The sequence below is a fragment of the Okibacterium sp. AC114 genome, assembly GCF_979253355.1.
This window is the reverse complement of sequence record NZ_CEEDBR010000001.1, coordinates 1,434,188-1,458,414: the sequence shown is the minus strand read 5'-3', so window position 1 is coordinate 1,458,414 and position 24,227 is coordinate 1,434,188. Positions and strand designations below refer to the sequence as shown.

Sequence of the window (24,227 nt, the reverse complement as noted above, 5' to 3'; positions counted from 1 at the left end):
CCGCTGCACGGAGCCTCCTGCTTAGAGGATTTCGATGTTCTTGGCGAGCTCGTACGGCGTGACCTGCGCGCGGTACTCCTGCCATTCGCGACGCTTGTTCAGCAGCACGTAGTTGAACACCTGCTCACCCAGCGTCTCGGCGACGAGCTCGGACTCCTCCATGTACTGGATGGCGTGGTCGAGGCTCGCGGGCAGCGACGAGTAGCCCAGGGCGCGTCGCTCGGTGTCGCTCAGGCTCCACACGTTGTCTTCGGCCTCGGGCGGCAGCTCGTACTCTTCCTCGATGCCCTTGAGGCCGGCGGCCAGCATGAGCGAGTAGGCGAGGTAAGGGTTGGCGGCCGAGTCGATGGCACGGTATTCGACGCGCGACGACTGCCCCTTGTTGGGCTTGTAGAGCGGCACGCGGATGAGCGCGGACCGGTTGTTGTGACCCCAGCACACGAAGCTCGGAGCCTCGTCGCCGCCCCAGAGGCGCTTGTAGCTGTTGACGAACTGGTTCGTGACGGCCGTGATCTCGGGCGCGTGCTTGAGCAGGCCGGCGATGAACTGGCGGCCGGTCTTCGACAGCTGGTATTCGGCGCCGGCCTCGTAGAACGCATTCTGGTCACCCTCGAAGAGCGACATGTGCGTGTGCATGCCCGAACCCGGGTGGTCGGAGAGCGGCTTCGGCATGAACGTGGCGTAGACGCCCTGCTCGATGGCGACCTCTTTGATGACGGTGCGGAACGTCATGATGTTGTCGGCCGTGGTGAGCGCGTCGGCATAGCGCAGGTCGATCTCGTTCTGGCCGGGGCCCGCCTCGTGGTGGCTGAACTCGACCGAGATGCCGAGGTCTTCGAGCATGCGCACCGAGCGGCGGCGGAAGTCGTGGGCCGTGCCACCGGGGACGTTGTCGAAGTAACCGGCCGAGTCGACGGGGATGGGGCCCTCCGGCCCGAGCTGCGCGGACTTCAGCAGGTAGAACTCGATCTCGGGATGCGTGTAGAACGTGAACCCGCGGTCGGCGGCCTTCTCGAGCGTGCGCTTCAAGACGTTGCGCGGGTCGGCGACGGCGGCGACGCCATCCGGGGTCGTGATGTCGCAGAACATGCGCGCGGTGGGGTCGATCTCGCCGCGCCAGGGAAGAATCTGGAACGTGGTCGGGTCGGGGTGCGCCAGCAGGTCGGACTCGTAGGAGCGCGTGAGCCCCTCGATGGCCGAACCGTCGAACCCGAGGCCCTCGGCGAAAGCACCCTCGACCTCGGCGGGCGCGATGGCCACGGATTTGAGCGTGCCCACCACATCGGTGAACCAGAGCCTGACAAACTTGATGCCTCTGTCTTCGATGGTCCGAAGAACGAAGTCAGTCTGCTTATCCATGCACTCCTCTTTCCGGGCGATCGCCGATGTCTCGAAGCAAGCCTCAAGAACTCCAGGCTAGTGGATTCTGACGAGCGTCGCGGATGCCGAACCTCAGCGATCTTCTGCAGCTTCTTCGGCCGCCCAACGCTGGCTGTTCTCGCGCAACTTGTCGAGCGCGTGCGCCGCCTCGCTCTGGGTGGCGAATGGCCCGACGCGATCGGCTGACGGTGAGGCGTACCCCTGCTCGACGGCCTGCGTCTTCATGTTGTACCAGTACTGCTTCGACGGATCTTCTGACATCGTCGTCCCCTTCTGTGCCGCGCCGATCTTGCTTCTGTGCCCCGCCGATTCTGCGCCGGACTAAGCTTGATCCTATGCCCAAGGACTCTCACGGACACCTGATTCCCGGCCAGCTCACCGCGGTCAAACCGGTGCCGGCCAGCATCCCCCGCCCCGAATATGTGGGCAAGACGGCGCCGTCGCCCTTCACCGGCTCAGATGTCTACCCGCCCGAGAAGATCGAGGCCATCCGCCGCGCCGGTCGCATCGCCGCCGACGCCATCGCGCTCGTGGGCGAGAACGTGAAGCCGGGCGTGACCACCGAACAGCTCGACGCCATCGGGCACCGCTACCTCATCGAGCACGACGCCTACCCGTCGACGCTCGGCTACCGCGGCTACCCGAAGTCGCTGTGCAGCTCGATCAACGAGGTCATCTGCCACGGCATCCCCGACGACACCGTCTTGGAGGACGGCGACATCGTCAACATCGACATCACGGCCTTCGTCGGCGGCGTGCACGGCGACTCGAACCGCACGTTCATGGCGGGCGAGCCGCGCGACGAGGTGCGCCTGCTGGTCGAGCGCACCGAGGAGTCGCTGCGCCGCGGCATCAAGGCCGTCGCACCCGGCCGCCAGGTCAACGTCATCGGCCGCACCATCGAGTCCTACGCTAAGCGCTTCGGCTACGGCGTCGTGCGCGACTTCACGGGCCACGGCGTGGGCGAGGCGTTCCACTCGGGCCTCATCATCCCCCACTACGACTCGGCGCCGCAGTTCGACACCGTCATGGAGGTGGGCATGGTCTTCACCATCGAGCCTATGCTGACGCTCGGCACCCACGAGTGGGACATGTGGGCGGATGACTGGACCGTGACGACGCGCGACAAGAGCATCACCGCCCAGTTCGAACACACCCTCGTGGTGACCGAACGCGGGGCAGACATCCTGACGCTGCCGACCGGCCAGACAAGCTTCTAGCGCGGCGACGGCGCGCGCCACCACCCCTCCCGTTCGAACCCGCAACCCCTCTAAGGTGACTGTCATGGCGAAAACCACCAGCGGAACTCCGATTCCCGCTCAGACCGCATCCGACACCGACGTCTCGTCGGCCTCCACCAAGACCGCGATCGGCATCGACATCGGCGGCACGGGCATCAAGGGCGCGATCATCGACCTGGCGTCGGGCGAGCTGCTCACCGACCGCATCAAGGTGCCGACGCCCGACGGCGGCAAGCCCGCCGACATCCTGCAGACCACCGTCGACCTGCTCAAGCAGCTCGACCCGCCCTCCGCCGACACACCCGTGGGCGTCTGTTTCCCCGCCATCGTCAAGCACGGGAAGACGCTGTCGGCCGCCAACGTGTCGAAGAAGTGGATCGGCCTCGACGCCGAGAAGCAGTTCGAAGACGCGCTGGGTCGCGAGATCACTTTCGTGAACGACGCGGATGCCGCGGGCTATGCCGAATCCGCTTTCGGGGCCGCGAAAGACCAAGAGGGTCTCACGATCATGACGACGCTCGGCACCGGCATCGGAGGCGCGCTCATCTTCAACGGCGTGCTCATTCCCAACGCCGAGCTGGGCCACCTCGAGATCGACGGCCACGACGCCGAGTCGAAAGCGTCGTATGGCGCCAAGGAGCGCGACGACCTGTCGTGGGAGCACTGGGCAAAACGGCTGCAGAAGTACTACGACAAGCTCGAGTTCCTCTTCTCCCCCGACCTGTTCATCGTGGGCGGTGGCGTGTCGAAGCACCACGAGAAGTTCTTGCCGCTGCTCAGCTTGAACACGCCCATCGTTCCGGCGCACCACCGCAACAACGCGGGCATCCTGGGCGCCGCGGCGCTGGCCGTGCACGGCGATGCGGCCGCGCACGTTGGCAGCACCTCTGCGGGCGCCGGCTCCGACGCCGATACCCGGGCCGACGGCGCCAGCGCGTCGGGCGAGAAGATGGCCAACTCGGGCGCTGCCAAGAAGTAGTGGCGACTCGCATCCAGCGAGAGAGTTAAAACAGAACGATGCGGCGGCTCGATCATGAGCCGCCGCATCGTCGTTTCCGCAACAGCGTCGTTTCCGCACCAGCGTTGTTTCCGAACCAGCGTTGTTTCCGCAGCAGGGCGGCAAAGAAGGTGAACGGGTCGGCCGATACGCCGGGTTCTGTCGGCCGCTTGCGCGACCGTGACGGCCATCTCTCTCGGGACTACGTTGCCGCAGCCCTCTAGCGGTCTACCCGAACACGGGACGAGCAGCCCCATGGTGTTCTGTCTGACCTTGCTCCGGACGAGGTTTACCGAGCCGACCAGGTCACCCTGGCCTCTGGTGGTCTCTTACACCACCGTTTCACCCTTACCGCCGGTTGCCCGACGGCGGTCTACTTTCTGTGGCACTGTCTCGCGGGTTGCCCCGGGTGGGTGTTACCCACCATCCTGCTCTGTGGAGCCCGGACGTTCCTCGGCATCACACCCGAAGGCGGATGACGCGACCGTCTAGCCGGCCCGTTCGCCCCCAGTCTATCGAGAGCTATTCGGCGAAACTGACCTTGCGGTCCATGGCCTTGTTGGCGATGGCGTCGGCGCGGGAGTTCTCGGCGCGCGGGATCCACTCGAACGTCACCTGGCGCGAGCCGATGAGCGCGTGGGCCTCGCGGGCAAGCTTCTGCATGTCGGGATGCTTGATCTTCCAGCGGCCCGACATCTGCTCGACCACGAGCTTCGAGTCCATGCGCACGTGCACGACGGCGGTCGGATCGATCTCGAAGGCTTTCTTGAGCCCGGCGATCATGCCGTGGTATTCGGCGACGTTGTTGGTGGCGATGCCGACATACACGCCTTCTTCGGCGAGGATCTCACCGGATGCCTCGTCGATGACGATCGCGCCGCTGCCGGCGATGCCGGGGTTGCCGCGCGAACCGCCGTCGGCTTCGACGACGAAGGAGTGGCTCACGAGAGACCAGACTCTTCGGTGCGCACGACGATGGCGTTGCACTCGGGGCACTGCACGACGGCGTCGATCTCCTGAGCGCGCAGCGACTGCAGGTCGTTGCCCGTGAACGTGATGTTGCAGGCCCCACAGGTGCCCGCGCGGAACAGTGCCGCGCCGAAACCGCCGCGCGCACGCAGCTTCTCGTAGAGGGCCAACAGCTCGGGCGTGACCTTCTCGGCCACGGTGTTGCGCTCACCCGTTGCGGTGCCCAGCTCGCCGCTCAGGCGATCGAGGGCGGCTTCGCGCTCGGCCTCGAGGGTCTGGATGCGGGCGGTCAGCTCAGCCTCGTCGGCACGGGTAGCATTCACGACGGCCTCGTCGGTCTCGGCCCGCTCCATGACGACGAGTTCCATCTCTTCCAGGTTGTCGCGGCGACGCTTCAACGACTCGAGCTCCTGCTCGAACGCCTGCACGTCTTTCGCCGAGGCCGTCTGCTGCAGGCGCTCGGTGTTGCGCGCGACGCGGGCCTCGACCAGCTGCACATCGCTCTCGAGCCGCGAGAGTTCGGCGCGCGTGTCGTCGAGCGTCCCGGTCTCGGTGGCGAGTCGTCCGCGCAGCGCATCGAGCTGCGTGCGCAGCTGCGCGATCTCCGCGTTCTGCGGCAGATTCTTGGTGCGGTGGTTCAACTGAGCGACCGTCGTATCGACGGCCTGGAGCGAGAGCAATTGCTTCTGCTCGGCAAGACTGGCTTTCACACTGATCCCAACGTTGTAGCGATACCTCTATCTTCGCTCATTGCGTGACGACAAAGTCCCACGGATCGGTGCGGATCTCGCTCACGAGCACCTCGACGCCCGGCAGTTCGCGGCGCAACTGTTCGGCCGCGACATCCAACCAGAGCCATTCGGATGCCCAGTGGGACGTGTCGATGAGCGCGGGCCCGTCGCCCAGCCGCGCCTGCTCAACGAATTCGGACGCCGGATGGTGCCGCAGATCGCTCGTGATGTAGACGTCGGATGCCTGCACCGCGGCCTCCCCGAGCAGCGAGTCGCCCGCGCCCCCGCAGAGTGCCACTCGCTGCACCGGGCGGTCGTACTCCCCCGCGACGCGCACGCCGGTGGCGGTGGCGGGCAGGATCGTGCCGAGGGCTCGCGCCAGGTCGCCCAGGCGCACAGGCTGCGGAAGGGTGCCCACGCGGCCGATGCCTGCCAGGGGCGCTTCGGGGTCGGCGTCGCGGAGAGGCTGCTCTTTCGAGACGACGATGGGTGCGACGTCGGTGAGGCCGAGGTGCCGGGCCAGCACGGCCGAGGTGCCGTCGGCCACGACATCCGCGTTGGTGTGCGCGGCGAGCAGGGCGCAGTCGTTCTTGATGAGCTTCTGCAGCAGCGCACCCTTGTACGTGGAGGACGCGATCGTGGTGACCCCGCGCAAGAGCAACGGATGGTGGGTCAGCAACACGCCGGCGCCGTGTTCAACGGCTTCGTCCACCGTCTCGGCGACCGCGTCGACCGCGAGCAGGATGGTGGCGACGGGCTGCTCGGACGCGCCGGCGATGAGTCCCGAGGCATCCCACGACTCTTGTCCGTCGATCGGCCACAACTTCTCGACCACGTCGGTCACGGTGCGCAGGGTGGTAGTCATGGCAACCAGCCTAGGCCGGGTCGCACGGTGCTCGACCGATGTAGGTGATCGAGATCGCACTGTCAACGGTAGGCCGATTATGCCGGACCCCGCCCGTGGATGCGACGATGGAACCGACGGCGAGGGGGACGTGTGGGAATGAAGGCACCGACGATGGAACTCATGCGGCCGGGCCAAGCGCTGCAGCTGGGCCTGCCGGAGCGCGCACCCGACTTTGCGCGGCTGCTCGTTGCACCCCCGCTCGACGAGGTTCCGCTCGGCGACCGGGACTGGTTGCACGATCGCTACCGCGAGATCGTTCCGATCGTGCTGCTGCCGGCCCTCGTGGCCGTCGAGCAGGGAACGCCCGTGCCCGAATCGTGTCTGGTGAGGCTGCGGCACGTGGCCGCCCGCGCGGCGGTGGGGCCCGGCGTGAACTTCTCCGTCGTGTTGCGCGGAGCGTTCCCCGCATTGAAGGTGTTCTCCGTCGTCATCCGGCATACGCGGAACGCGAATCGTGCTCAGACGGTGCTCGCGATGGCCCGCGCCTCCCACGTGGCTTATGAGCTCGGCTCGTGTTGGGCCGAGAGCTGGGCCGCTCATCGCGCGCGTCTCGACGCGGCGGACCACGTGAGCGGCGAAACGGGAGACCCCGTGCGGGATACGGCGGCGCCGGGAGAGCTCACGGATGTCGGGCTCTCGGATGTCGGGCTCTCGGATGTCGAGTTGGCTGCGGCATCCGAGGCGCTGACCGCGGATGAGGCGGACATGCTCACGCTCGCGGCCTACGGGCTGTCGAACGAGGAGATCGCGCGGAGTACGCGGTTCAGCCGCCAGACCGTGGCATGGCATTTGTCACGGCTGATGCGGTCCTGGCGCGCGCCCAACCGCACGGCCCTCGTCGCCGTCGCCTTCGTTCGCGGTGCGCTGGTCGCCCGTGCACCGCGTCAGGCCCATCGTTCGAAGTCCGCGTTGCCGCCCGCGCCCCCGTCCGCAGCGCCGGCCATCGACACAAACTCGACAACGCCAACAGCGGTGCTCGACACAACCGACGCCGCAGAGGCGTCGTGACCGCTGCCTGACCGGGCCGACACGACAAAGGCCCCATTCACCGACGAGCGGTAAGCGGGGCCTTGCGTTACGTGGCGACTATCCGAAGTAGTCGTACCACTGGTTCGGGTCTTCGGGCACGCGGTTGGTCTCACCGCAGCCGGCCTCACCGCGGCCGGACTCCCCCATGCGCGTGGGGTCGGGAACGTCACGCTGCACGTCGTTCAGGCTCTGCGTGCCGGCGTCCTCCCAGACCGAGACGACCTGGCCGGTGGTGAGCCCGATGCGGTTCTCCCGCTCGACGGTCACTTCGATGGGTCCCGTCTCGCGCACGAACGGCTCACCCAGGGTGGCAAAGTTCGTCTGCCCCGAGTTGGCGACGATCTCGTCGGTGTTGGCGGTCGCCGTGGTGGATGTCTCGGTGTAGCTGCTCTCGACACCGATGCTGAAGATGTCCTTGATGTTGAGGCCGGCGTTGCCACCGACCGTCCACGATTGCGAGAAGGTCACCGTCTGCATCTGGAGTCGCTTCGTCTGGTTGCTCTGGCCGTCGCAGGCCGAGACCTTCGTGTCTGGAACGGCCTTCCACCGCGTGAACTTCTGCACGTCGCCGCCCGGCTTGTAGGTGCAGTTGGCGGAACGGAAGACCCCGCCGTCCTTCGAGATGGTCTCGCCGCTGCAGAGCTGCTGCAACTCTTCGCCCGAGAAGCCGGGTGCGTCGGCGGCGTTCGCCGGGGTGACGCCCATCACGGCGCCGAGGATGCCGGCCGACAGCGCCGCCGAGGCGATGCCGATCGAACGACGGGTGCGGGTCTTGGTCGGGGTGCTCTGGACATTCGTCATGATGAGGTTCCTTCCGCGTTTCGCTTCTGTGTGATGTCTTCAGACTGGCGCGGCCGAGGAACGGGTGGAAGGAGCTCATCCGAGTGTTAGTCGATCGACTAACGGTGGGTTCGGCCGTCTAGGAAGGAGTCGCCTGGGAAAGAGTCGAATGACGGCCATCCGGTCGTAGGTTGGGCCTATGACCGACAATGCGCCCACGGCGACCCTCGATGGATGGACGAAAGCCCCGTTCACGGGCGGCGGGTTCACGTATGACTGTTACGAGAAGGGAAGCGGGCCGGGTGTCGTCCTGATCCCGGAGATTCCCGGCATCACGCCCGAGGTTCTGGGGCTCGCCGAACATCTCGTGGCCGAAGGGTTCACGGTGGTCGTGCCGTCACCATTCGGGCAGCCGGGGCGCGCGGCGTCGACCGGGTACATTCTCAAGACCGTTGCCCGGTTGTGCGTCGCGAGCGAGTTCCGCGCTTTCGCCGCTGGGGCGCATCGGCCCATCACCGACTACCTGCGTGCGGTGGCCGCCGATCTGGCTTCGCGGACGCCCGGCCGCGGGGTCGGCGTGATCGGGATGTGCTTCACGGGCGGCTTCGCGCTCGCCGTCGCCGTCGACGATTCGGTGGCCGCCTCGGTGTTGAGTCAGCCCGCCGCGCCCTTCCCGATCGGGCGGGCGCGTCACATGGACCCGACCATGTCGCCCGGCGAGTTCGACCGCGTCGCCGAGCGCGCCAGCGCCGGAGAGGTGTGCGCGATCGGCCTGCGCTTCAGCGAGGACGCGAGCGTCCCTCGCGCACGGTTCGCCACAATCGCCGACCGGCTGGGCGACGCCTTCGAAGTCATCGAACTCGATTCCTCGGCGGGCAATCCGGATGGTTTCGCCCGCGGCGCGCATTCGGTGCTCACGAACGAGGTGCGTGAGCATCCGCAGAACAGTGCCTACCGAGCCAGGGAGCGAGTCGTCGCGTTCCTGCGCGACCGCCTCAAGGCGGAACGCTGAGTCACCGCAACCGCTAGGACGACCGCGCAGTCATCTGCGCCACCTGCAAGGCGGACCAGGAACGCAACCGCGCCGCCTGCAAGGCGGGCCATAAATACGGTGGGCCCTACCGGGGTCGAACCGATGACATCCACGGTGTAAACGTGGCGCTCTACCAGCTGAGCTGAAGGCGCCTCACCGCGTGACGCGGCATGCACCCATGTTTAGGTGGAGGACGCGACCGTGGTGACCACGCGCAAGAGCAGCGGATGATGCGTCAGCAACTTCCCGGCTCCGCTCTCGATCGCTTCGTCCACCGTCTCGGCCACCGCATCGACCGCGAGCAGGATGGTGGGGGCGGGCTGATCGGAGGCACCGACGATGAGGCCTGAGGCATCTCACGACTCGTGTCCATGGATAGGCCAGAGCTGTTCAACCGCAGCGACTTCCTATAGAGACGCTTTCATGCCTCTACAGGATGGTCGTAATCCGTTCATGCGAGTGAATGAAGATCTTGAAGGCTGCTGCATCAGGGGATATTGTGCCACCGGTACCGTGCAGTGCAAGTTTGTGATTATTCGCGGTACGCCGTTGAGCACAGCCCCTGCCTACTTCACAATCGAGCTATACGGGCTCCTCCGCGCGCAATCAACACGTCGTGCTCTCCCTTGCCACGACGAACGTACTCTGTAATCAATTGATGATGTTGACGTTCAGTCGTTGAGTAGCAGTTTCATCGCGTTCACGATTACGATCAAGTCCTTACCCACCTGAGTACGGAGGGCCCGTGCCCGCGCCCCGTTCTTATATTTGAAATGAGCTACCGTCACTCGACGCGGGTTGATTCGTTCGAGCGCCTGAGCAAGTCGGCTCTCCATCTGACTCGGGCCGGTAAGCTCGCCGTATGCCCGAGCCAACGCGCCCAAAGTCATCTTCGACACCTGAGCTTCTGTGAGAGTCACAGGCTTACCCTTGTCGTTGACAAACGAGGCCCGGCCGCCCCTAATAGCCTTCGCTAGATAGGATCTCGCTTCCGTTTCGAGAGCCTGGCACGCATCCTCGAATGACTCCTTCCAGCTCCCTTGCGACCAAAGCTCCTTGGAGCTTCCAAGCTTACGAACCAGCTTTCGGGAGAGACCTGGAAATTCGGCATTGAGCGACAGATCATGAGGCGCGCAGATCGAGTTCACCCCTGAGGCGTCGACTACGTCCACGCCGACGCCCAGTACCCTGAGACGCGATAAATCCGCGGGGGTGACGGAGTTACCGTTGGCGATGACAACGACGTACCTAGTATCGCGCGTTGAAGCCTTTCCGTATTTGGCCCACTCTTCAGCTCGCGGCACGTTGACCGCGGACGCCACTTCATAAAAGTAATCTTGCTGTGCGTTCCGGGTTCCTCGAAATACCGGACTATTCGGATACTCCAACTCGTACGGCTCGCACTGCACACGGTAACCCTGCGACTCAAGCCAGGTTCCATATGCAACTACCGAATCGAGGAGATCTACCGGGACGAGCTCGAAATCTTTTGCTTTCACCGCCATGATCTAATTCCGAAGCAGATCGTTCAGCAGGTCCCGCAGTTCCACCAGACTTTGGCGCGTAGTCTCCGAAAAACTTGCCGAATCCCGGAGGCCCGCGAGATTGAGCGAAAGACGCTTCGTGGCAAGCTCGAGGCTGTGCTCCTGCTCGGCTCTCTCTACGGATGCTTTGTAGGCGTCGCGGACGGTGAAATTAGGGTCTTCGATCAGTCGCTGGACGCTCGACCGAACATTTGCGCCGGAAACGTCCTCGCGCTCGACCGCCCTAGCCATCCGCGTGAGCAAGCGAGGTTCGACCGTACTGTTCAGCACGTTCTTCTGAAACTTATCGATGAGAGCGCGTTCTAGCGTCTCCCTTTCTCCGTCCGAAATGACGGACTGCTTCGCAAGCGCCCGCCCTCCTCGCGTCACTTCGAGTAGGTGGTCAACAGTTAGCGTCTGGTCCGCCCGCGGCAAGTCTTGCTCGTCTTCGATAAGAGCCAGGTACTCGCTCGGCAACCCCAAGATGTTCTTCAGTCTGCGGACTTCACCGCGGCTGAGGCTGGCAAGCTGGGCAAGTTGACTTTCGGTTGGGAGCCGGCCCTCGTTCTTGTCGTACAGCGCCTCAAGCTGCTGAAGCTTTAGCGCGGTTGGGAAAGGGTCCCAATCCGATCTGGCGTTGTGAATCGCAAACATCATCATGATGTTCTGGATCAACGTCGGTTCGGGTTGCACAATGATCGGTACTCGGCGCAGGCCGAGCTTTTTGGAGCAGCGCCAACGCCTTTCGCCGTCAAGCAAGACAAAACCACCCTGCGAGGACTCGTAGACCGTTAGGGGTACTAAAATCCCATTCGCTGCGATACTCGCTTCGAGCTCAAGCAACTCCTTCTCGCGAAATACGAGGCGTGGGTTTTCGGGATTAGGTCTTATCTCCGCGGGCGATGCGACGCGGACGGTAGCGCTAAGTTCCATCAGGAAGGGTTCCCCACCATCAGTACTTCAGATGTTCTTCCGCGTTTCGCTTTCGAGGCTGCCAACGTGGAAGCTCGTTCTGTGACAACCAACTCAAACCCCGCATACAAATCTATGACGCTCGCGTGATGCGCGTTCGTAACCAAAACTGTTGCCCCCCGATGAACCGCCGCTTGCACGGATTTAGCTAAACGTACCTGATCATCCCACGAAAAAATCTTTTCGTTGTACTCGACGAAGCCATTCTCATTATGAGACGTTACATAAGGAGGGTCCACGAAAACTAAATCTCCTGCTTCCGCTTGCTCGACGCTCGCAGAAAAGTCTCCATGCGTGATCGAACTTCTCGACGGGTCGAGGAGTTCGGACACCCCAAGCAGGTTGGTTCTGTCACAGATGAACTCGGATTTTGGGGCTCCCCAAGGGACGTTGAATTCCCCCTTCAAATTAACCCGGTACAGACCGTTGAATGCTCCCTTGTTCAGATAAATGAATCGGCCCGCGCGCTGCAGGTAGCCGCCTCCCCGCTCTGCCCGCGCGCGGTAGTACTCGTCCTTATTCAGAGGACGCTTCGTTGCTTCGCGGTATACGCCGTGCGGGTTGGAGGCAATCGCCCGCCACGTGTTCACCAGAGGGACACACGCGTCATTCAAGAGTGCACTTGATGGTTGCAGTGTCAAAAAGAGGGACCCGCCACCCAGGAAAGGCTCAATGTACCGGCCATAATCTTCCGGAACGTGCGGGAGAATTTGGGAGATCAGTCTTCTCTTCGAGCCAGCCCAACTGACGAAAGGCTTGACCCCACCTGCCAGTGCGACCATATCAACTACATTCTTCTTCACGGTGCCTGATGCTCGAACGGCACTCTTCAATCGAATACGCCCAAGACGCCACGCCGCCGTCAACGCGGAACGGTGACAGATCTATACAAGGGTGGGCCCTACCGGGATCGAACCGATGACATCCACGGTGTAAACGTGGCGCTCTACCAGCTGAGCTAAAGGCCCTCACCGCGTGACGCGGCGAGCACCCATGTTACGGCATACACTCGGCCTCATGGAACAACACCCGTCGCGGCAGGTGCCGGCCGAGCACCGCTGGCCCGCCATCATCGGGGTGCTGGCGGCTTTGACGTTGTATGCGTTCCTACCGAACGATCTCTTGAGCGTGCAGCGTTATGTGGTGGTCGGGATCGGGCTGCTGCTCGTCATCCCGCTGCTGATCCTCAACCCGCATCGCCTGAACCGCGAGACGCGGTTGTCCCGCCTCCTGTCGCTCGGCCTGGCGCTCCTCATCCTGGTCGCCAACCAGATCACGCTCGTGCTGCTGATCAAGCTGCTCGTCGACGGAACCCATGACGGGCCGCCCCTGCTGCTCTCGGCGCTGCAGGTCTGGCTGACGAACGTGATCGCCTTCGCGCTCGTGTTCTGGGAGCTGGACCGCGGCGGCCCCGTTGCCCGCACCCGGCTCGCTCGCGACCAGTTGCAGCCCGCGGACTTCCGTTTTCCGCAGGACGAGGACGACGACGCCATCACCGAGGTGCGCGCCCGATCGAGCGCTGTGGCCGACTGGGTGCCGACGTTCGTCGACTACCTCTACTTCTCGCTGTCGAACTCGATGGCGTTCTCGCCCACCGACACCATGCCGCTGTCGCATCGCGCGAAGCTGCTCATGGGGCTCGAGGCATTCGCCGGGTTCATCATCCTGGCGCTCGTCATCGCGCGCGCGGTCAGCCTGATCGGCTAAGAACGGGCTTAGGCCGGCTGGTGCAGTTCTTCGAGGGCTGCGCGGTAGGCGGCCAGCGAGCGCGCCTCTCCGGGAGCGGTGATGAAGCTGGCGCGGATGATTCCCTGCGTGTCGATGATGAAGGTCGCCCGGTTGGAGAGCCCCTTCACATCGAGGAACACGCCGTACTCCTTGGCGACCTGACCGTGCGGCCAGAAGTCGGCGAGCAGGTTGAAGTCGTAACCCTCTTGTTCGGCCCAGGCGCGCAACGTGTGCTTCGAATCGACCGAGATGCCGATGAGCTCGACGCCTTCGGTGCGGAACATGGCGATGTTGTCGCGCAGGGCGCACAGCTCGCCCGTGCAGATGCCCGAGAACGCGAGCGGGAAGAAGACCAGAACGACGGGACGCTTGCCCCGGAACTCGCTCAGACGGATCAGTTCGCCGTATTGGTTGGCGAGCTCGAAGTCCGGAGCCTGTGTGTCGTTCTCCAAAGCCATGAGTGAAACGTGTCCTTTCAGGCCGCGTGAGCCTGGCATCGATGCGGCAGGGTTGTGCGCGCCTAACGTAGGCCGATCGTACTCTTCACCTCGCGCGTGTCAAACGAAGGCTGAACAGAACCTGAACGCGGCTCGGATGCGGGGGCTCGCGGCATCCTCGCGTGCAGGTGTGCGCGTGGTCACCGAAACCGCCCGAAGTGGCTAGGCTGGAGTGTGGTGCCCGATGGCCACAACACGGCTATCCACTCCTGTGCGCACCGCCCATCAGGCACGATCTGCCGCGTAGAGAAAGGTCGACGGTGACTGTAAACAACCAGGACCCGTATTCGGTCAGCGACAACGACATCGATCCCGAAGAAACTTCGGAATGGAACGAATCGCTCGAACAACTCGTTGAGGTCCACGGCCGCGGGCGTGCCCGCGAGATCATGCTCAGCTTGCTGAAGCGGTCGCGCGAACTGCACCTCGGTGTTCCCATGGTTCCGACCACGGACTACATCAACACCATCGCATCCGAGAACGAACCCGAGTTCCCCGGCAACGAAGAACTCGAGCGCCGCTACCGCGCGTGGATCCGCTGGAACGCGGCCATCACGGTGCACCGGGCACAGCGGCCCGGCATCGGTGTGGGCGGCCACATCTCGACGTACGCGTCATCCGCCGCTCTCTACGAGGTCGGCTTCAACCACTTCTTCCGTGGGCAAGACCACGCGGGCGGCGGCGACCAGATCTTCATCCAGGGTCACGCCTCCCCCGGCACCTACGCGCGTGCCTTCCTCGAGGGCCGCCTCACGACCGACCAGCTCGACGGGTTCCGTCAAGAGAAGTCGCACGCCCCCAACGGCCTGTCGTCCTACCCGCACCCGCGCCTCATGCCCGAGTTCTGGCAATTCCCGACCGTGTCGATGGGCCTCGGCCCGATCAACGCCATCTACCAGGCGCAGGCCAACCGCTACCTCACCAACCGCGGAATCAAGGACGCGTCCGACCAGCAGGTCTGGGCGTTCCTCGGCGACGGCGAGATGGACGAGGTCGAATCCCGCGGCCAGCTGCAGGTCGCGGCCAACGAGGGCCTCGACAACCTGAACTTCGTCATCAACTGCAACCTGCAGCGACTCGACGGACCGGTGCGCGGCAACGGCAAGATCATTCAGGAGCTCGAGAGCTTCTTCCGCGGCGCCGGCTGGAACGTCATCAAGGTCATCTGGGGCCGCGAGTGGGACTCGCTGCTCGAGAACGACACCGAGGGCGCGCTGCTCAACCTCATGAACAGCACCCCCGACGGCGACTTCCAGACCTACAAGGCCGAGTCCGGTGCCTACATCCGCGAGAACTTCTTCGGCCGCGACGAGCGCGCCGCGAAGCTCGTCGAGGACTACTCCGACGACGACATCTGGAACCTGAAGCGCGGTGGCCACGACTACCGCAAGGTCTATGCCGCGTTCAAGGCCGCTTCCGAGCACAAGGGCCAGCCGACCGTCATCCTGGCGCACACCGTGAAGGGCTACGGCCTCGGCCCGCACTTCGAGGGTCGCAACGCCACGCACCAGATGAAGAAGATGACGCTCGACAACCTCAAGACGTTCCGCGACGCGATGCACATCCCCATCACCGACGCGCAGCTCGAAGAGAACCCCTACCAGCCGCCGTACTTCAAGCCGTCCGACGACGACGAGGCGATCCAGTACCTGCACGACCGCCGCAAGGCATTGGGCGGATACGTTCCCGAGCGTCGCTCGAAGTACACCGACATCACGCTGCCCGACGACTCGGCCTACGCCATCGCCAAGAAGGGCTCCGGCACGCAAGAGATCGCCACCACCATGGCGTTCGTGCGCACGCTGAAAGACCTGATGCGCGACAAGCAGTTCGGCAACCGCGTCGTCCCGATCATCCCCGACGAGGCCCGCACGTTCGGCATCGACGCCTTCTTCCCGACGTCCAAGATCTACAACCCGAACGGCCAGCACTACACGTCGGTCGACCGCGAACTGCTGCTCGCCTACAAGGAGAGCCCGCAGGGACAGCTCGTGCACGTGGGCATCAACGAGGCCGGAGCATCCGCGGCCTTCACGGCGCTCGGCACGACCTACTCGACGCAGGGCGAGCCGCTCATCCCGGTCTACGTCTTCTACTCGATGTTCGGGTTCCAGCGCACCGGTGACGCCCTGTGGGCTGCCGGCGACCAGATGGCCCGCGGGTTCATCATGGGTGCCACGGCCGGTCGCACGACGCTCACGGGCGAGGGCCTGCAGCACGCCGACGGCCACTCGCCATTGCTCGCCGCAACCAACCCCGCCGTCGTCACCTACGACCCCGCATACGGCTACGAGATCGGCCACATCCTGCGCGCCGGCCTCGACCGCATGTACGGCGGTCACCACGAAGACCCCAACGTGATGTACTACATCACCCTCTACAACGAGCCCATCGTGCAGCCGAAAGAGCCCGAGAACCTCGATGTCGAAGGCCTGTTGAAGGGCATCTACAAGCTCAACGAGTCCTCGCACGATGGCATCAAGACGCAGATCCTCGCGTCCGGTGTCGCCCTGCCCTGGGCCCTCGAAGCCCAAGAGCTGCTCGCCAACGACTGGGGCGTCTCGGCGGATGTCTGGAGCGTCACCAGCTGGAACGAGCTGCGCCGCGAAGGCCTCGCCGCCGACGAGCACAACTTCCTCAACCCGCACGAGGACGAGCGCATCCCGTTCGTCACGCAGAAGCTGCAGGGCACCGAGGGACCGGTCGTCGCGGTGAGCGACTACTCGCACGCCGTGCCCGACCAGATTCGCCAGTTCGTGCCGAACGACTTCGCCACCCTGGGTGCCGACAACTTCGGCTTCTCGGACACGCGCGCCGCAGCCCGTCGATTCTTCAAGATCGACGGACCGTCGGTGGTCGTGCGCACGCTCGAGCTGCTCGCCAAGCAGGGCAAGGTCGACCGTTCGCTCGCGTCGCAGGCCATCGAGAAGTACCGTCTGCACGACGTGAACGCGGGCACCTCCGGCAACGCCGGCGGCGAGAGCTAAGCTCAGCCACCCACCGTGCCACGAACGAAAGAGGAGACGCTCGCCTGGCTGCGCCGCATCAGCGGCGAGCTGGCGACCGTCACATTGAAACGGCTCGAAGACACGCTGCCCTGGTATGTAGAGATGCCGCCGGGGCGGCGGTCGGCGGTCGGACTCGTCGCCCAGGCGGGCATCTCCTCGTTCATCTCGTGGTACGAAGACCCCCAGAGCACCCCGTGGATCGCCGCCGACGTGTTCGGCGCCGCCCCGCGTGAGCTGCTGCGCTCGGTGAGCCTGCAACAGACGTTGCAGCTCATCCGCGTCGTCGTCGAGGTCGTCGAGGAGCGCGTCGCCGACAAGGGCGAACACCTGCGCGAAGGCATCCTGCTCTACTCGCGCGAAATCGCCTTCGCCTCGGCCGACGTCTATGCGCGAGCCGCAGAAGCCCGAGGTCTGTGGGATGCACGCCTCGAGGCGCTCGTGGTCGACTCGATCCTGTCCGGCGAAGCCGACGACGAGCTGCCCTCCCGCATCGCCGCCCTCGGCTGGCATGGGCACGGAGAGGTCGCCGTACTCGTCGGCACGACTCCCCCGCAGCTCGACGTCGACCAGCTGCGTCGCACGGCGCGGCATCTGTCGGCCGACGTGCTGATCGGCGTTCAGGGCAGCCGCCTCGTGCTCGTCATCGGGCGCGCCGAGGTGCGCGAGACCGACGACGAGAACGGCGGCTCGGCCCAGCCCCTCAGCTTCATGGACATCGCACGACAGCTCGAGACCGGTTTCGGCGCGGGGCACCTCGTGCTCGGGCATCCGGTGCCGACGCTCGTCGAAGCATCTCGGAGCGCACGCGCGGCCCTCGCCGGGTTCGCAGTAGCCCGGTCGTGGCGTCACGCCCCGCGGCCCGTGCAAGCCGACGAACTCTTGCCCGAACGCGCGTTAGCCGGTGACCCCCTCGCCCGCGCCACCCTGATCGAGAAGGTCTACCGGCCGCTGCACGCGCACTCGGCCGAACTCGTCAACACGCTGTGGTGCTACCTCGACAACGGGCGCTCGCTCGAGGCCACGGCGCGCGAGCTCTTCGTGCACCCCAACACCGTGCGCTATCGCCTGAAACGCGTCTCGGATGTCATCGGCTGGGACGCCACGGGCGCGCGCGAGTCGCTCATCCTGCAGTCCGCGCTCATCCTCGGGTCGATCGCCGAACCCGAGCAGACCAAGCGCCGCCGCTGAGGCATCCGGCAGTTTTTGCCGAAACCGACAAAGGGTTTGGCGATAGTTGTGCCGTGTTCAACACCCGAAACGCTCGACCTGTTGGCAGACTAAGAGCGTGATCGTCATTGTCTGCCCGGGTCAGGGCTCCCAAACTCCCGGTTTCCTCACTCCCTGGTTGCAGGATGCCGAGGCCCGCGACCTGCTCGCCGGCTACTCCGAGGCGGCCGGTGTCGACCTCGAGAAGCACGGCACCGTGTCCGATGCGGACACCATTCGCGACACGGCCGTCGCCCAACCGCTCATCGTCGCGGCGGGACTGCTCACTCTGCACGCGCTGCGCCGCTCCGGGGCGCTCGACAAGATCGGCGGCATCGCCGGTCACTCCGTCGGCGAGATTACCGCGGCGGTCGGCGCCGGCATCCTCACCGACGACGCCGCCATGCGCTTCGTCGCCGCGCGGGCCCGTTACATGGCCGAGGCCGCTGGCCAGGCATCCACCGGTATGAGCGCCGTTCTGGGTGGCGACGAGGCCGCGCTCCTCGAACGCCTCGCCGAGCTGGGCCTCGAGCCCGCCAACTTCAACGGCGGCGGCCAGATCGTCGTCGCCGGTGCCACCGACGCCCTCGCCGCCCTCGCGGCAGAACCGCTGCGCGGCACCCGGGTCATCCCACTGCAGGTCGCCGGCGCCTTCCACACGCGCTACATGCTCGCGGCGCGGGATGCCCTCGCCGCCGACGCCGCAGCGCTCACCCCCGCCGACCCAACGCTCACGCTCTGGTCGAACCACGACGGAGCCGTCGTCACCTCGGGAGCCGAGTTCGTCTCGTCCCTCGTGGCCCAGGTCTCGTCGCCCGTGCGCTGGGATCGCTGCATGGAGTCCTTCCAGGCTGCAGGACTCGACGGCCTCATCGAACTCGCGCCCGCCGGTGCGCTCACGGGGCTCGCCAAACGCGGACTCAAGGGTGTAGCGTCCGTTGCGATCAAGACCCCGGACGACCTCCAGGCCGCCCTCGACCTCGTTTCCTGATTTCCCCCTCACCGGATGCCGCAGCCCGCGACGACGGTGACATTGCCCGGTCGATTCTCGAATCGACCCGAACGACGCTTGGATTCTCCCCTATGACTTCCCTTCCCGCCCTGCAGCAGTCCACCGGACCGCAGTTCACGCGCATCTACGCCCTGGGTGCCGCCCGCGGCGACCTCGTGGTGCCGAACGAAGACATCATCGGCCCCATCAATTCCTCGGACGAGTGGATCCGCCAGCGCACGGGCGTCATCACGCGCCGCCGCGCATCCGAGAACATCACGGCCGTCGACCTGGCCGAAGAGGCCTCGCGCGAGGCGATCGAGAAGTCGGGCGTCGACCCCCAGAAGATCGGCGCCGTGCTCGTCTCCACCGTGAGCAACACCGTTCAGACCCCCTCGATGGCCGCGCTGCTCGCCGATCGCGTGGGCGCCAACCCCGCGGCCGCCTACGACATCTCGGCCGCGTGCGCCGGCTACACCTACGGCATCGCACAGGCCGACGCCCTCATCCGTGCGGGTCTCGCCGAATACGTGCTCGTCGTGGGCGCCGAGAAGCTCAGCGACATCATCGACCCGACCGACCGCACCATCTCGTTCCTGCTGGGTGACGGGGCAGGCGCGGCCGTCGTCGGCCCGAGCGACACCGCGGGCATCTCGGCCTCGGTGTGGGGTTCGGATGGTTCGAAGTGGGACGCCGTCGGCATGTCCGGCACGCTCAAGGACTACCGCAACAAAGGCATCGAGTGGCCGACGCTGCGCCAGGAGGGCCCGACCGTGTTCCGCTGGGCCGTGTGGGAGATGGCGAAGGTCGCACAGGAAGCGCTCGACAAGGCGGGTGTGACGAGCGACCAGCTGGCCGCGTTCATCCCCCACCAGGCCAACATGCGCATCGTGGACGAGTTCGCGAAGCAGCTCAAGCTGCCCGACACGGTCGTCATCGCTCGTGACATCGAAACCACGGGAAACACCTCCGCCGCCTCCATCCCGCTCGCCGCTCACCGCCTGCTCGCCGAGAACCCCGAACTGTCGGGCGGACTCGCGCTGCAGATCGGCTTCGGCGCGGGCCTCGTATTCGGCGCCCAAGTGGTCGTTCTGCCGTAAATACCATCCGTCCTCACCTAAACTGGGTGACGGTCAATCGACACCCCCCAAGGAGATAAAAATGGCATTGTCCAACGAAGAAGTACTTGCCGGCCTGGCCGAGCTCATCAACGACGAGACTGGCATCGCGACCGACACGGTCGAGCTGGACAAGTCGTTCACCGACGACCTCGACATCGACTCCATCTCGATGATGACGATCGTCGTCAACGCCGAAGAGAAGTTCGACGTCAAGATCCCCGACGAAGAGGTCAAGAACCTCAAGACCGTCGGCGACGCCGTCACCTTCATCGTTCAGGCTCAGGGCTAATTCGGCGCGGCCTTCGGGTCACGCCTACCAGCTTCTCCGCGACGGGGGCCACGGTCCAGGGATTCGTTCTTGGGCCACGCCCCCGTCGCGAGCCAGATCGCACCGTACTTTCAGAGAGTTTGTCGAATGACCCCCAAACGTATTGTTGTGACCGGCCTCGGAGGCACCTCGCCGCTCGGAGGCACCGCCGACGAATCGTGGCGCAACCTGCTCGCCGGCCAGTCCGGAGCGTCGACCCTCGAACAGGAATGGGCCTCGAAGTACGAACTGCCCGTGCAGTTCGCCGCCCAGGCTCGCGTGCCCGCCTCCGAAGTGCTCGAGCGCGTCGAGACCAAGCGTCTCGACCCCTCCAGCCAGTTCGCCCTCATCGCCGGGCGTGAGGCTTGGAAGAACGCCGGCGCCCCCGAGGTCGAGCCCGAACGCCTCGGCGTCGACTGGGCCACCGGCATCGGCGGCGTGTGGACGCTCCTCGACGCCTGGGATGCCCTGCGCGAACGCGGACCCCGCCGCGTCATGCCCATGACGGTTCCCATGCTCATGCCCAACGCCCCGGCCGCCGCCGTGGGCATGGACCTCGGCGCCCGAGCCGGAGCCCGCACCGTCGTCTCGGCCTGCGCCTCGAGCACCGAGTCCATCGCCAACGCCTACGAGCACCTGCAGCAGGGCCACGCCGACATCATCGTCGCCGGCGGTTCCGAAGCGGCCATCAACCCGCTTCCGCTCGCGGCCTTCGCATCGATGCAGGCCCTGTCGAAGCGCGGCGACGACCCCGCGACGGCATCCCGCCCCTACGACGTCACGCGCGACGGTTTCGTGCTCGGAGAGGGCGCAGCCGCCCTCGTGCTCGAGACCCTCGAACACGCCGAGGCCCGCGGCGCGACCATCTACGCCGAACTCGTCGGTGGAGCGGTAACGAGCGACGCCTATCACATCACCGCACCCGACCCCGAGGGCTCCGCCGCCGCGCGCGCCATGCTCGAGGTCGTGCAGAACGCGGGCGCCTCGCTGACGGATGTCGTTCACGTCAACGCGCACGCCACGTCGACGCCCGTCGGAGATATCGCCGAATACAACGCCCTGCGCCGCGTCTTCGGAGACCACCTCGACAACATCGCCGTCAGCGCCACGAAGGCCTCCACCGGCCACCTGCTCGGCGGCGCCGGCGCGATCGAGGCGCTCTTCACCGTGATGGCCCTGCACGAACGCATCATGCCGCCCACGATCAACCTCACCGAACAAGACCCCGACATCCACCTCGACGTGGTGACGTCGCCGCGCAAGCTGCCCGACGGCGATCTGCTCGCCATCAGCAACTCGTTCGGTTTCGGCGGCCACAACTCGGTGATCGGCTTCCGCAGCTTCAACTAGTCGACACGCTCGACGACAGGTAGCCAGACAGAAGGCCCCGGCGGTATTCCGCCAGGGCCTTCTGTTCATCTGTGGGGGCGTGCGCTGGAGAACGTGCTCCGAACACTTCACCCGGGCGGGTGGGTGGTCAGCCCACGTGGTGCAGCCAGACGACGGGCGCCGCCTGATCGCCGGCATAGCGGAACGCCTCGAGTTCGTCGTCCCACGGCTGGCCGAGTGCGCCGCTCAGTTCCTGCTGGAGCAGGTGCGCGTTCGCGCCCGCGGTCGACATGGCGGCGCGGATGCGGTCTTCGGGGATGACGATGTTGCCCCCGGAATCCGTCTGGGCGAAGAAAATGCCGAGATCGGGCGTGTGCAGCCACCGACCACCGTCGGAACCCGGGCTCGCGTCTTCGGCGATCTCATAGCGCAGGTGCTCCCAGCCGCGCAGGGCGGACGCGAGAGCCGCGCCGGTGCCCTGCGGGCCCTCCCACACGAACTCGGCGCGCTTGGCACCCCGCAGCACGGGTTGCTCGGCCCAGTCGAAGTTGACCGCACGACCGATGGCGCGACCTGCGGCCCATTCGACATGGGGGCAGAGCGCGCGGGGAGACGAGTGGATGAACACCACTCCTCTGGTTGACGTCGCCTGCATCTGATCCTCCGTTCACTGCGGTGCGTCTTCCCCTACGACCGCTCGGATGATTCGAGATGCTGCTTCTGAAGTTGTAGTCCCGATTATCACCCAGGGTCAGGGCAAAAACAACCGACATTCCGGCACGGCGGCCGATACCCAGGCTGGCGGCATCCCTATACTGAGCAGAGGTTTCCGATCGGGAGCCCGAGCCGAGGAGTGCAGCATGTCGGTACGAGCCGGACTTCTCGCTATTTTGAGCCTCGGGCCCGCCTACGGTCTGCAGGTGCGGGACGAGTTCCTCGATCGCGCACCGCACCGCACGAGCGTCAACGTCGGCCAGATCTACAGCACGCTCGACCGCCTGATGACGGCGGGTCTGGTGCGAAATCGCGGCATGACCGACGACGGACTGCCCCTGTATGGCTTGACCGATGCCGGCGAGGATGCCGTGGCCGAGTGGGTGCGCGTCGCCGAAGCCAATGCCGGCGACCGCATCGACGATCTGCTCGACCAGGTGCTCATCGTGTCGTCGTTGCCGGGGGTGGATATCGCACCCGTGGTGGCGGGGTACCGTGCGCAGTTGACGCCCGGTGTGCTCGGCGATGGGGGTGACGGCAGCGCGAACGCGCAGCGTGTTGCAGCCGAGGCGGCGAGGCGCAGCGTCCGCGATGCGCTCGTGGCCTGGCTGGATGAGTTCGAGTCGACGATCGGCGCGGGCCCCGGTGCATCCAGGCCCCAACGCGATGTGCGGCCGAGTCGTGGGCGACGCCCGGGGTCGACGATCGCGTGAACGTGTCGGCGGATGGCGCAGCGCTCGAGCTCGATGCCAGCGCGCTCGGGTTGGAGCGCCGGGAGGTCGAGACGATCCTCGGGCGCGTCGTCGTCCATACTCGGGCCGGGGTCGTGGGCGCGGGGTCGCCTCTGATCCTTCTGCACGGCGCCGCGGGATCGTGGAGCACCTGGACGCCGCTCATCGCCGAGTGGGATCGTCGAGGCGATATGGCCGGCCGGGTACTCGTGCTGGTCGATCTTCCCGGATGGGGCGGTTCGCCGTTCCCGGGCGATGAGGATGCCTACACGATCGAGGCGCTCGGGGACGCCGTCCTCGAGGCAGCCGACGCAGTGCTCGACGCTCGCTCCTCTGGTTCGCGCTATCGGCTGGTCGGGCATTCCCTCGGCGGTTTCGTCGCCTTGCATCTCGCCGCGGCTGCACCCGAACGCGTCAGCCGGGTCGACCTCGTGTCGGCCGTGAGCTTCGCGGTCATCGACAGCGGCGCCCATCCGGTGCGCGCTTTCCGGCGGTTGCCGGGGTTCACCGGTTTGCTGCAGGGCATGCGCTTTCTCGGCATCCTGCCCGGGCGGGGCGCGCCGCTCGTGCGCTTCTTGACGCGGCTCGGCTTGTTGCCGCTTCTCGTGTCGCCCCTGTTCGACCGTCGTCGACCCGTCCACCCGAGTGTCGTCGCGGCGCTCGGCGAGGAGCTTCGTCCGCATGCGTTCGTCGCGGGCACACGGCGCGCCGCGCGGTATCCGGCGCACGAGCGGTGGCGGCGCATCACGTGCCCCGTGCACCTGGTGTCGGGCGACCGCGATGTGTTCGTGGCCCGCGACGACCCCGCGGCGCTTGCCCGCACGGTGCCGACCCTGCGCCGCACCCGTCTAGCCCGCACCGGCCACTTCGCGCATATCGAGAACCTCGACGGCACGCTCGACGCGTGGGGTTCAGACACCCGATCGGCCGGCTGACCGGATGCTGCGCTCCCCCGCACGTTGCCATCCGTTCAACGCCCGTCTACCTGTGCTCCGTAGCCTGGCGGTACCCGAACCAGCCTCACGACACCATC

The 24,227-nt window shown here is 65.7% G+C and carries 25 protein-coding genes, 2 tRNA genes and 1 other RNA gene; 13 read left to right on the top strand and 15 right to left on the bottom strand.

Going from position 1 to position 24,227, the window contains the following annotated elements:
- Positions 1-21 precede the first annotated feature (21 nt).
- Positions 22-1,359, bottom strand: a complete 1,338-nt coding sequence (locus ACZ6IE_RS06990) for a glutamine synthetase family protein (protein ID WP_077053288.1) — start codon at positions 1,357-1,359, stop codon at positions 22-24.
- 93 nt (positions 1,360-1,452) lie between these two features.
- Complete coding sequence (locus ACZ6IE_RS06985; RefSeq protein WP_077053289.1) at positions 1,453-1,641, bottom strand: hypothetical protein; 189 nt, start codon at positions 1,639-1,641, stop codon at positions 1,453-1,455.
- A 74-nt stretch (positions 1,642-1,715) separates the two neighbouring features.
- Between ACZ6IE_RS06985 and map the strand changes: the two genes are divergently transcribed.
- Positions 1,716-2,600, top strand: coding sequence for a type I methionyl aminopeptidase (gene map / locus ACZ6IE_RS06980; protein ID WP_464607339.1), 885 nt, complete (start codon positions 1,716-1,718; stop codon positions 2,598-2,600).
- 64 nt (positions 2,601-2,664) lie between these two features.
- A complete protein-coding gene (ppgK, locus tag ACZ6IE_RS06975; RefSeq protein ID WP_464607338.1) occupies positions 2,665-3,600 on the top strand; it encodes a polyphosphate--glucose phosphotransferase in 936 nt (311 codons plus the stop codon).
- 150 nt (positions 3,601-3,750) lie between these two features.
- Here the strand turns inward: ppgK and rnpB are convergent.
- The 4 genes from rnpB to ACZ6IE_RS06955 form a co-directional block, all read right to left on the bottom strand.
- An RNA gene (gene rnpB, locus ACZ6IE_RS06970) (RNase P RNA component class A) lies at positions 3,751-4,118 on the bottom strand.
- Positions 4,119-4,140: 22 nt separating this feature from the next.
- The gene (locus ACZ6IE_RS06965; RefSeq protein ID WP_077053291.1) at positions 4,141-4,563 is read right to left on the bottom strand and encodes a reverse transcriptase-like protein; all 423 of its coding nucleotides are present in this window, start codon (positions 4,561-4,563) and stop codon (positions 4,141-4,143) included.
- Positions 4,560-5,297, bottom strand: a complete 738-nt coding sequence (locus ACZ6IE_RS06960; RefSeq protein WP_464607337.1) for a zinc ribbon domain-containing protein — start codon at positions 5,295-5,297, stop codon at positions 4,560-4,562. Before ACZ6IE_RS06960 ends, ACZ6IE_RS06965 begins: the two co-directional genes overlap by 4 nt.
- 37 nt (positions 5,298-5,334) lie before the next feature.
- The gene (locus tag ACZ6IE_RS06955) at positions 5,335-6,183 is read right to left on the bottom strand and encodes a Nif3-like dinuclear metal center hexameric protein (RefSeq protein ID WP_464607336.1); all 849 of its coding nucleotides are present in this window, start codon (positions 6,181-6,183) and stop codon (positions 5,335-5,337) included.
- Between the two features lie 153 nt (positions 6,184-6,336).
- Here ACZ6IE_RS06955 and ACZ6IE_RS06950 point away from each other — a divergent pair, with 153 nt between their 5' ends.
- Entirely contained in the window at positions 6,337-7,233 is an 897-nt protein-coding gene (locus ACZ6IE_RS06950) for a helix-turn-helix transcriptional regulator (protein ID WP_464607335.1), read from the top strand.
- A 78-nt stretch (positions 7,234-7,311) separates the two neighbouring features.
- On the opposite strand, the gene ACZ6IE_RS06945 is transcribed toward ACZ6IE_RS06950, so the two are convergent.
- Entirely contained in the window at positions 7,312-8,055 is a 744-nt protein-coding gene (locus ACZ6IE_RS06945; protein WP_464607334.1) for a hypothetical protein, read from the bottom strand.
- 178 nt (positions 8,056-8,233) lie between these two features.
- On the opposite strand from ACZ6IE_RS06945, the gene ACZ6IE_RS06940 reads away from it, so the two are divergent.
- A complete protein-coding gene (locus tag ACZ6IE_RS06940; protein WP_464607333.1) occupies positions 8,234-9,046 on the top strand; it encodes a dienelactone hydrolase family protein in 813 nt (270 codons plus the stop codon).
- Between the two features lie 100 nt (positions 9,047-9,146).
- On the opposite strand, the gene ACZ6IE_RS06935 is transcribed toward ACZ6IE_RS06940, so the two are convergent.
- The 6 genes from ACZ6IE_RS06935 to ACZ6IE_RS06910 all read right to left on the bottom strand — a co-directional run bounded on the left by ACZ6IE_RS06935 (position 9,147) and on the right by ACZ6IE_RS06910 (position 12,530).
- Positions 9,147-9,220 (bottom strand) — tRNA-Val (locus ACZ6IE_RS06935).
- Positions 9,221-9,249: 29 nt separating this feature from the next.
- The gene (locus tag ACZ6IE_RS06930; RefSeq protein WP_464608601.1) at positions 9,250-9,372 is read right to left on the bottom strand and encodes a Nif3-like dinuclear metal center hexameric protein; all 123 of its coding nucleotides are present in this window, start codon (positions 9,370-9,372) and stop codon (positions 9,250-9,252) included.
- Between the two features lie 366 nt (positions 9,373-9,738).
- Positions 9,739-10,572, bottom strand: a complete 834-nt coding sequence (locus ACZ6IE_RS06925; RefSeq protein WP_464607332.1) for a hypothetical protein — start codon at positions 10,570-10,572, stop codon at positions 9,739-9,741.
- A 3-nt stretch (positions 10,573-10,575) separates the two neighbouring features.
- Positions 10,576-11,523, bottom strand: a complete 948-nt coding sequence (locus ACZ6IE_RS06920; RefSeq protein ID WP_464607331.1) for a ParB/RepB/Spo0J family partition protein — start codon at positions 11,521-11,523, stop codon at positions 10,576-10,578.
- Complete coding sequence (locus tag ACZ6IE_RS06915; RefSeq protein ID WP_464607330.1) at positions 11,523-12,365, bottom strand: DNA adenine methylase; 843 nt, start codon at positions 12,363-12,365, stop codon at positions 11,523-11,525. Before ACZ6IE_RS06915 ends, ACZ6IE_RS06920 begins: the two co-directional genes overlap by 1 nt.
- Before the next feature lie 92 nt (positions 12,366-12,457).
- Positions 12,458-12,530: transfer RNA gene (locus tag ACZ6IE_RS06910), tRNA-Val, on the bottom strand.
- 49 nt (positions 12,531-12,579) lie between these two features.
- Between ACZ6IE_RS06910 and ACZ6IE_RS06905 the strand changes: the two genes are divergently transcribed.
- Positions 12,580-13,269, top strand: a complete 690-nt coding sequence (locus ACZ6IE_RS06905) for a hypothetical protein (protein WP_464607329.1) — start codon at positions 12,580-12,582, stop codon at positions 13,267-13,269.
- 8 nt (positions 13,270-13,277) lie between these two features.
- Here ACZ6IE_RS06905 and ACZ6IE_RS06900 read toward each other — a convergent pair whose 3' ends face one another.
- On the bottom strand, positions 13,278-13,748 hold the full coding sequence (locus tag ACZ6IE_RS06900) for a peroxiredoxin (protein WP_077053298.1): 471 nt from the start codon (positions 13,746-13,748) through the stop codon (positions 13,278-13,280).
- Positions 13,749-14,047: 299 nt separating this feature from the next.
- On the opposite strand from ACZ6IE_RS06900, the gene aceE reads away from it, so the two are divergent.
- From aceE to ACZ6IE_RS06870, 6 genes are all read left to right on the top strand, one after another.
- Positions 14,048-16,774: a pyruvate dehydrogenase (acetyl-transferring), homodimeric type gene (gene aceE / locus ACZ6IE_RS06895; protein ID WP_464607328.1), complete on the top strand. Its 2,727-nt coding sequence runs from the start codon at positions 14,048-14,050 to the stop codon at positions 16,772-16,774.
- A gap of 15 nt (positions 16,775-16,789) precedes the next feature.
- Positions 16,790-17,983, top strand: a complete 1,194-nt coding sequence (locus tag ACZ6IE_RS06890) for a PucR family transcriptional regulator (RefSeq protein WP_464607327.1) — start codon at positions 16,790-16,792, stop codon at positions 17,981-17,983.
- A gap of 97 nt (positions 17,984-18,080) precedes the next feature.
- Positions 18,081-18,992 (top strand): ACP S-malonyltransferase, encoded by a 912-nt coding sequence (locus ACZ6IE_RS06885; RefSeq protein ID WP_464607326.1) that lies wholly within the window; start codon positions 18,081-18,083, stop codon positions 18,990-18,992.
- 92 nt (positions 18,993-19,084) lie between these two features.
- A complete protein-coding gene (locus tag ACZ6IE_RS06880) occupies positions 19,085-20,092 on the top strand; it encodes a beta-ketoacyl-ACP synthase III (protein WP_464607325.1) in 1,008 nt (335 codons plus the stop codon).
- Between the two features lie 61 nt (positions 20,093-20,153).
- Positions 20,154-20,402, top strand: a complete 249-nt coding sequence (locus ACZ6IE_RS06875; protein ID WP_077053303.1) for an acyl carrier protein — start codon at positions 20,154-20,156, stop codon at positions 20,400-20,402.
- 126 nt (positions 20,403-20,528) lie between these two features.
- Positions 20,529-21,770 carry a beta-ketoacyl-[acyl-carrier-protein] synthase family protein gene (locus ACZ6IE_RS06870; RefSeq protein ID WP_464607324.1) on the top strand — a complete coding sequence of 414 codons (1,242 nt, stop codon included), beginning with the start codon at positions 20,529-20,531 and terminating at the stop codon, positions 21,768-21,770.
- Positions 21,771-21,897: 127 nt separating this feature from the next.
- On the opposite strand, the gene ACZ6IE_RS06865 is transcribed toward ACZ6IE_RS06870, so the two are convergent.
- Complete coding sequence (locus ACZ6IE_RS06865) at positions 21,898-22,404, bottom strand: DUF3145 domain-containing protein (RefSeq protein WP_464607323.1); 507 nt, start codon at positions 22,402-22,404, stop codon at positions 21,898-21,900.
- Positions 22,405-22,609: 205 nt separating this feature from the next.
- On the opposite strand from ACZ6IE_RS06865, the gene ACZ6IE_RS06860 reads away from it, so the two are divergent.
- Together ACZ6IE_RS06860 and ACZ6IE_RS06855 are read left to right on the top strand one after the other, a co-directional pair.
- Entirely contained in the window at positions 22,610-23,176 is a 567-nt protein-coding gene (locus ACZ6IE_RS06860; RefSeq protein ID WP_464607322.1) for a PadR family transcriptional regulator, read from the top strand.
- A gap of 2 nt (positions 23,177-23,178) precedes the next feature.
- Positions 23,179-24,129, top strand: a complete 951-nt coding sequence (locus tag ACZ6IE_RS06855; protein ID WP_464607321.1) for an alpha/beta fold hydrolase — start codon at positions 23,179-23,181, stop codon at positions 24,127-24,129.
- Positions 24,130-24,227 lie beyond the last annotated feature (98 nt).

Coding starts and splice junctions, on each gene's coding strand:
- ACZ6IE_RS06880 (WP_464607325.1), top strand. CDS start 19,085: ATGACTTCCCTTCCCGCCCTGCAGCAGTCCACCGGACCGCAGTTCACG.
- ACZ6IE_RS06860 (WP_464607322.1), top strand. CDS start 22,610: ATGTCGGTACGAGCCGGACTTCTCGCTATTTTGAGCCTCGGGCCCGCC.
- map (WP_464607339.1), top strand. CDS start 1,716: ATGCCCAAGGACTCTCACGGACACCTGATTCCCGGCCAGCTCACCGCG.
- ppgK (WP_464607338.1), top strand. CDS start 2,665: ATGGCGAAAACCACCAGCGGAACTCCGATTCCCGCTCAGACCGCATCC.
- ACZ6IE_RS06870 (WP_464607324.1), top strand. CDS start 20,529: ATGACCCCCAAACGTATTGTTGTGACCGGCCTCGGAGGCACCTCGCCG.
- ACZ6IE_RS06905 (WP_464607329.1), top strand. CDS start 12,580: ATGGAACAACACCCGTCGCGGCAGGTGCCGGCCGAGCACCGCTGGCCC.
- ACZ6IE_RS06865 (WP_464607323.1), bottom strand. CDS start 22,404: ATGCAGGCGACGTCAACCAGAGGAGTGGTGTTCATCCACTCGTCTCCC.
- ACZ6IE_RS06900 (WP_077053298.1), bottom strand. CDS start 13,748: ATGGCTTTGGAGAACGACACACAGGCTCCGGACTTCGAGCTCGCCAAC.
- ACZ6IE_RS06945 (WP_464607334.1), bottom strand. CDS start 8,055: ATGACGAATGTCCAGAGCACCCCGACCAAGACCCGCACCCGTCGTTCG.
- ACZ6IE_RS06955 (WP_464607336.1), bottom strand. CDS start 6,183: ATGACTACCACCCTGCGCACCGTGACCGACGTGGTCGAGAAGTTGTGG.
- ACZ6IE_RS06875 (WP_077053303.1), top strand. CDS start 20,154: ATGGCATTGTCCAACGAAGAAGTACTTGCCGGCCTGGCCGAGCTCATC.
- ACZ6IE_RS06950 (WP_464607335.1), top strand. CDS start 6,337: ATGGAACTCATGCGGCCGGGCCAAGCGCTGCAGCTGGGCCTGCCGGAG.
- ACZ6IE_RS06940 (WP_464607333.1), top strand. CDS start 8,234: ATGACCGACAATGCGCCCACGGCGACCCTCGATGGATGGACGAAAGCC.
- ACZ6IE_RS06990 (WP_077053288.1), bottom strand. CDS start 1,359: ATGGATAAGCAGACTGACTTCGTTCTTCGGACCATCGAAGACAGAGGC.
- ACZ6IE_RS06985 (WP_077053289.1), bottom strand. CDS start 1,641: ATGTCAGAAGATCCGTCGAAGCAGTACTGGTACAACATGAAGACGCAG.
- ACZ6IE_RS06925 (WP_464607332.1), bottom strand. CDS start 10,572: ATGGCGGTGAAAGCAAAAGATTTCGAGCTCGTCCCGGTAGATCTCCTC.
- ACZ6IE_RS06920 (WP_464607331.1), bottom strand. CDS start 11,523: ATGGAACTTAGCGCTACCGTCCGCGTCGCATCGCCCGCGGAGATAAGA.